Raw genomic sequence first — 6,351 nt, 5'->3', positions numbered from 1 at the left:
GGTGGCCGTGCTCAGCGTGCTGACCGTGGTCGGACTGGGCTACGTCCTGCTGTTCACCCCGACGTTGGGGGTGCGCTCGGTCGAGGTCGTGGGGGTGTCCGGGGCGGTGGCCGCCGACATCCGCAGCGCGGCGGACGTGCCACGGGAGCGGCCGATGCTGCGGGTGGACACGGACGCGGTGGCCGGGCGGGTCGCCGCACTGCCGGAGGTCGCCGAGGTGGCGGTCACACGCTCGTGGCCCTCGACCCTCACGGTCACCGTCCGGGAACGGGTGGCCGTGGCGTACCACGTGGACGGGACCACGGTGTCGCTGGTCGACACCGCGGCGACGCCGTTCAAGCGGGTCGACGAGGCACCCGCAGGGCTGCCCCGGTTCGAGAACGCGGATCCGTCCCCGGAGGACCCGGCGAGCCGGGCGGCGGCGACCGTGCTGGCGTCCCTGCCGCCGGAGCTGTCCGGGCGGGTCACCGCCGTCCGGGCCGCCACTCCCGGGGACGTCCGGCTCGACCTCGGGGACGGGTCGACGGTGCGGTGGGGGGACGCGGAACAGAACCGGATCAAGGCACGGGTGCTGTCGGTCCTGCTGACCAGGGACGGCTCGGTCTACGATGTCGCCAGCCCCGAACTGCCCACCGTGTCCTGACCGACCCCGACGGTACGGTGGTCTGAAACACCTCGGCGACACGCCGGGTCGCTGCTGGATTCCACGCTGTTCGATGCTTACCGTCCACCAGCAACGTCGGTAGTTGACACAACCCTGCACCTCGGGTTGAGGTTGAGGGTTCGCGGGAGCCGACCGGCCCGCCGACATCCGGCGCCGACGCACGAGAGCACCACCACGATCAGGAAGGCACCCCGATGACGCCCCCGCACAATTACCTCGCGGTGATCAAGGTCGTCGGTATCGGCGGCGGCGGCGTGAACGCCGTGAACCGCATGATCGAGGTCGGCCTGAAAGGCGTGGAGTTCATCGCGGTGAACACCGACGCGCAGGCCCTGTTGATGTCCGACGCCGACGTCAAGCTCGATATCGGGCGCGAACTGACGCGCGGACTCGGTGCGGGCGCCTCGCCCGAGGTCGGGCAGAAGGCCGCCGAGGACCACCGTGAGGAGATCGAGGAGGTCCTGAAGGGCGCCGACATGGTGTTCGTCACGGCGGGTGAGGGAGGCGGCACCGGCACGGGGGGCGCCCCGGTCGTCGGGCAGATCGCGCGCAAGCTCGGCGCACTGACGATCGGCGTGGTCACCCGTCCGTTCTCGTTCGAAGGCAAGCGCCGCGCCCGGCAGGCCGAGGACGGTATCCAGGCCCTGCGCAACGAGTGCGACACGCTCATCGTCATCCCCAACGACCGGCTCCTGCAGCTCGGCGACATCGGCGTCTCCCTGATGGACGCCTTCCGCTCCGCCGACGAGGTCCTGCTCTCCGGTGTCCAGGGCATCACCGATCTGATCACCACCCCCGGCCTGATCAACCTCGACTTCGCCGACGTCAAGAGCGTGATGTCCGGGGCGGGCAGCGCCCTGATGGGGATCGGGTCCGCCCGCGGGGAGGGCCGGGCCGTGCAGGCCGCGGAGAAGGCGATCAATTCGCCACTGCTGGAGGCCTCGATGGACGGGGCGCACGGCGCGCTGCTGTCCATCGCGGGCGGGTCCGACCTCGGCCTCTTCGAGATCAACGAAGCGGCGTCGCTGGTACAGGAGTCCGCGCACCCCGAGGCGAACATCATCTTCGGCACGATCATCGACGATTCGCTCGGCGACGAGGTCCGGGTCACGGTGATCGCCGCGGGTTTCGACGCCGGCGCACCCACCCACAAGAAGCTGGACCCCGGCACGTTCACCGCACGGGGGGCCGTCGCCGGGGAGGAGGCGCCCCCGGGCGTGCCGGCCCCCGGGTCGGACGGCGGGCCCGTCGGAACCGGCCGGGGCGAGGCCGGGGGCGGTGGGCCCGAGAGCGATCCCACGAACCCCACCCCGCCGGTGCGCAGGCCGCAGCCGTCCGCGACCGGTGAGGGTGCGCAGCCCGGCTCGCTGCCGTCCCCGCAGGGGGACGACCGAGGCGGCCACCGGGACGGCGGTCAGCAGGGCGATCACCAGGGTGGTCAGCACGGCGACCGTTACCAGGGCGGGGGTCGGCAGGGTGCCGTCTCCGCGAGGCCGACGGGGGCTCCGTCCGGGCCGGCGCAGTCCGGGGCCGTCGACGGGCCGCGGAGCCAGGGTGGTTGGAGTGGACGGGCGTTCCCGGTCACCGACGACGATCCGACCGACGACGACGTCGACGTGCCCCCCTTCATGCGCCGCTGAGCGGTTCCGCCCGCGCGGTAGGCTCGGCGGGCGGAACCGGAGTGGCCCGCCAGGGTCGGCAGTCGAAGGAGTGGGCGCCGTGTCGGAAGCGTCGGGTCCCGCGCGGATCCGTCGGGTCGTGACCACCAGGTCGGGCGGCGTGTCGAAGCCGCCGTTCGACTCGTTCAATCTCGGTGACCACGTCGGCGACGACCCGGACGCCGTCGCGGCGAACCGCCGACGGCTCACCGACGAGCTCGATCTGGGCCGGGTGGCGTGGATGGAGCAGGTCCACGGCCGGACGGTGACCGTGGTCGACGGGACCGAGGGGGAGCCGGCCGAGGCGACGGACGCACTGGTCACCACCCGTCCGGGCACCGCGGTGGCCGTGCTCGTCGCGGACTGCGTCCCCGTCCTGCTCGGTGACGCCGAGGCGGGAGTGGTCGCCGCCGTGCACGCGGGCCGGGTGGGTGCCCGCGTCGGTGTCCTGCCCGCCGCGGTGGCGGCGATGACGGCCGAGGGGGCGCGGGTCGAGCGGATCGAGGCGTTGCTCGGACCGGCCGTCTGCGGTGCGTGTTACGAGGTCCCGCGCGAGATGGCCGACGACGTGGAGGCACACCTGCCCGGCAGCGCCTGTTCCAGCCGCGCGGGCAGGCCCGCGCTGGACCTGCGGTCGGGCCTGTGGAACCAGCTCGGGGAACTGGGTGTCGGCGCGGTGGGGGTGGACCCCCGGTGCACGGTGGAGGACCACACCCTGTTCAGCCACCGGCGCACCGGCCGGACCGGCAGGATCGCCGCACTGACCTGGTACGAGGAGTGACGGTGGACCGCCGTGACGAGATCGCCGCCTCGCTGACCGCCGTGTCCGGGCGGATCGACGCCGCCTGTCGCGCGGCGGGCCGCCCGCGGGACGAGGTGCGGCTGCTGGCCGTGACGAAGACCTTCCCCGCCACCGACGCGGCGTTACTCACCGATCTGGGTGTGACCGGGCTGGCCGAGAACCGCGACCGGGAGGCGGCCGCGAAGGCGCGCGAGGTCGCCCGCCTGCGCCCGGAGGCCGGTGTGCGCTGGCACATGGTCGGCAGGCTGCAGCGCAACAAGGCGCGTTCGGTGGCCCGGTGGGCCGCGGAGGTGCAGTCGGTCGACTCCCTCCGGCTGGTCGACGCGCTCGCCAGGGCGGTACGGACGGCGCAGGACGCGGGCGAGCGGGACGCGCCGATGGACGTACTCCTGCAGACGAGTCTCGACGACGATCCGGCACGGGGTGGCTGTCCGGTGGACGGGCTCGGTCGGCTGGCCGAGGCCGTAGCCCGGGAGAGTGATGTTCTCCACCTGCGGGGGCTGATGGCGGTCGCACCGCTGGGTGCCGACCCGGAACCGGCCTTCGAACGGCTGGCCCGTGCCGCGGAGGCCCTGCGCAGGGACCATCCCGGGGCCACGGAGATCTCCGCGGGGATGACCGGGGACCTGGAACAGGCGATCGGGTACGGCTCGACGTGTGTGCGTGTCGGAACCGCGCTGCTCGGGGGGCGCGGTCTAGCCTCGCCCCAGCACGGTTGACCGAGTGGGCCGTTCGGGAACCGGAACACGCAGGTCGGCGCTCTGGTCGGCGGGTCGGCGCTGTGGTCGGCGGGTCGGCGGTGTCGTCGGCCGGTCCCGTCTCCCGCACCGGTGGGAACCGGGACCGGTCGGGAACGGTCCCAACGAGGACGGAAGAACACCCCGGGTGGCGTCGCGGAGGGTGAGGGAGAGGCATGAGCGCGTTGCAGAAGCTGAAGGCCTACTTCGGGATGGTCCCTGCCGAGGACGAGTACGAGCTCGACGACTACCGGCGCGACCACCCGGACAGCGGGTACGGCTCCTACGAGGAGGGCCCGTACTCCGGGGCCAAGCCGCGCCGGTCGCGGCCGCGGTACCACGTCATGGACGAGTTCGAGGAGGCGGAGAACACGGGGGGCCGCGGTCGGGGCAGGACCGCCGGCCGCAGTGAGCCGTCGGTTCACGGATCGTTGGCCGTGGACCGGCAGCCGGAGCCGGTGGCACGTCTGCGGCCCGCGACCGAGAGCACCCGGCAGACCGCGCGGGACCCGCTGAGCCGGATCATCACCCTGCACCCGACCAGTTACGGTGAGGCGCGGGAGATCGGCGAGGCGTACCGGGACGGCGCCCCGGTCATCATGAACCTCACGGAGATGGAGAACGCCGACGCCAAACGGCTCGTCGACTTCGCCGCGGGGCTGGCGTTCGCGCTGCGCGGGTCGATGGACAAGGTCACCAACAAGGTGTTCCTGCTCTCACCGCCGGACGTGGACGTCACCGCGGAGGACCGCAAGCGGATCGCCGAGGGCGGTCTCTTCCTCCGTCACTGATCGCGGGACACGGGTGTGGCAGAGTAGGCGCCGTGCTCACCGTCCGGCTGATTCTGTTCTGGCTGCTCTTCGCGTTCTGGCTGTTGCTGACGGCCCGGATCGTGGTGGAGCTCGTGCGCGCCTTCGCGCGTGACTGGCGTCCCACCGGTGGGGTTGCGGTCGTGCTCGAGACCATCTACACAATGACCGACCCACCGGTTCGACTCGTGCGGCGCATCATCCCCGTCGTCCGGATCGGCGGCGTGGGACTGGACCTATCGATTATGGTGCTGCTGTTGGTTGTGTTCATACTGATGCAACTGGCGCTGCCCGGGTAACGGGGAATCCGGGCCGGAAGGCAGCCCTGGAGTGCGTGAGGTGAGATCTGATGTCGTTGACTCCTGCTGACGTGCATAACGTCGCGTTCAGCAAACCTCCGATCGGCAAGCGTGGGTACAACGAGGACGAGGTGGACGCGTTCCTCGACCTCGTCGAGACCGAACTCGCGCGGCTGATCGAGGACAATACCGAGCTGCGGCAACAGGTCGAACAGCTCGATGCCGAGTTGGAATCCGCCCGTAGTGAGTTGGAGTCCGCGAAGTCCTCCGCCGGCACGGGCGGCGGCGCGCAGGACGAGGCACCGTCCCGCAGGCTGGCTCCGGTCCCCCCGCCGACCTCCGCGATGGAGCAGACCCAGGCCACCGGGCTGACCAACGAGAACGGCGAGCCGAACGTGCAGGCCGCGAAGGTGCTCGGGCTCGCACAGGAGATGGCCGACCGGCTGACGGCCGAGGCCAAGACCGAGTCCGACGGGATGCTCGCCGAGGCGCGGACGAAGTCCGAGCAGCTGCTGTCCGACGCCCGGTCGAAGGCCGACTCCATGGTGAACGAGGCGCGGACGAAGGCCGAGTCGATGCTCAGCGACGCCCGGACGAGGGCGGAGACACTGGAGCGTCAGGCGCGCGAGAAGGCGACCAACATGGATCGCGAGGCGCAGCGCAAGTACACCGAGACGATGAACGAGCTGAACACCGAGAAGAGCTCGCTGAACAAGAAGATCGAGGAGTTGCGCACGATCGAGCGGGAGTACCGCACCCGGCTGCGCGGCTTCCTGGAGTCCCAGCTGCGCGAGCTCGACGACCGCGGCTCCGCGGCCCCCGCCTCCGCCTCGTCGGGCAACCAGTCCGGTAACGGCGAGAGCTCCGGCGGGCACAGCAGCGGGAGCCACAGCAGCGGTAACCACAGTTCCGGCAGTCACAGCACCGGCGGCACCGGTGGGAGCAGCGGTCAGGGCTACTCGTTCGGCCCTCGGGCCGAGGCAGGCTGAACGGTGCCGCTGCCCGACCGGACCGACACGCCGCCACCGTGGTCGGCGGGTCGGCGGGCGGGTTCCGTGACCGACGTGGTGTAATTCACCGTGCTTTTCCTCGTCCTACTTCTGGTGCTGGCGGCCCTGGGGTTGGTGGTGGCGGCACTCGTCACGGCCGGATCGCTCTGGGCCTGGATCTCGATCGGACTGTCCGCCGTCGCCGGGCTGTTACTGGTCGTCGACTGGAGGCGGGGCCGTACCGGCCCGGACGCCGCCTCCGCCGACACGACCGGGACGGACGGCACCACCGGCGGATCCGAACCGGCGGAGACGGTCGACGCGACGGAGACCGGCGACCCGGCCGAGACCGACACCGCGGACCCGGCCGACACCGCGGACCCGGCCGACACC

General features: G+C 71.8%; 7 protein-coding genes and 1 pseudogene. All 8 read left to right on the top strand.

The window, feature by feature from the left end; all coding sequences use genetic code 11:
* Window position 1: 1 nt before the first annotated feature.
* Window positions 2-643, top strand: a complete 642-nt coding sequence (locus SACPADRAFT_RS0204650) for a cell division protein FtsQ/DivIB (protein WP_157577069.1) — start codon at window positions 2-4, stop codon at window positions 641-643.
* A 215-nt stretch (window positions 644-858) separates the two neighbouring features.
* On the top strand, window positions 859-2,304 hold the full coding sequence (gene ftsZ, locus SACPADRAFT_RS0204645; protein ID WP_007026021.1) for a cell division protein FtsZ: 1,446 nt from the start codon (window positions 859-861) through the stop codon (window positions 2,302-2,304).
* Between the two features lie 79 nt (window positions 2,305-2,383).
* A complete protein-coding gene (pgeF, locus tag SACPADRAFT_RS0204640) occupies window positions 2,384-3,103 on the top strand; it encodes a peptidoglycan editing factor PgeF (protein WP_007026020.1) in 720 nt (239 codons plus the stop codon).
* Window positions 3,104-3,105: 2 nt separating this feature from the next.
* Window positions 3,106-3,843: a YggS family pyridoxal phosphate-dependent enzyme gene (locus SACPADRAFT_RS0204635; RefSeq protein ID WP_007026019.1), complete on the top strand. Its 738-nt coding sequence runs from the start codon at window positions 3,106-3,108 to the stop codon at window positions 3,841-3,843.
* A 194-nt stretch (window positions 3,844-4,037) separates the two neighbouring features.
* Window positions 4,038-4,652 carry a cell division protein SepF gene (locus tag SACPADRAFT_RS0204630; protein WP_007026018.1) on the top strand — a complete coding sequence of 205 codons (615 nt, stop codon included), beginning with the start codon at window positions 4,038-4,040 and terminating at the stop codon, window positions 4,650-4,652.
* Window positions 4,653-4,684: 32 nt separating this feature from the next.
* Entirely contained in the window at window positions 4,685-4,969 is a 285-nt protein-coding gene (locus tag SACPADRAFT_RS0204625) for a YggT family protein (RefSeq protein WP_007026017.1), read from the top strand.
* A gap of 50 nt (window positions 4,970-5,019) precedes the next feature.
* Window positions 5,020-5,958 carry a DivIVA-like cell division protein Wag31 gene (gene wag31 / locus SACPADRAFT_RS0204620; RefSeq protein WP_007026016.1) on the top strand — a complete coding sequence of 313 codons (939 nt, stop codon included), beginning with the start codon at window positions 5,020-5,022 and terminating at the stop codon, window positions 5,956-5,958.
* Between the two features lie 90 nt (window positions 5,959-6,048).
* A pseudogene (locus tag SACPADRAFT_RS32225) lies at window positions 6,049-6,351 on the top strand (hypothetical protein); the annotation flags it as partial.

Origin of the sequence: Saccharomonospora iraqiensis subsp. paurometabolica YIM 90007, from assembly GCF_000231035.2 — a bacterium.
Lineage (GTDB): Bacteria > Actinomycetota > Actinomycetes > Mycobacteriales > Pseudonocardiaceae > Saccharomonospora > Saccharomonospora paurometabolica.
Note: the sequence above shows the minus strand (reverse complement) of the source record. Positions and strands in the feature narration are given on the sequence as shown.

Excerpts from the sequence above, each read along its gene's own strand:
- ftsZ (WP_007026021.1), top strand. The coding sequence starts at position 859 with ATGACGCCCCCGCACAATTACCTCGCGGTGATCAAGGTCGTCGGTATC.
- SACPADRAFT_RS0204630 (WP_007026018.1), top strand. The coding sequence starts at position 4,038 with ATGAGCGCGTTGCAGAAGCTGAAGGCCTACTTCGGGATGGTCCCTGCC.
- wag31 (WP_007026016.1), top strand. The coding sequence starts at position 5,020 with ATGTCGTTGACTCCTGCTGACGTGCATAACGTCGCGTTCAGCAAACCT.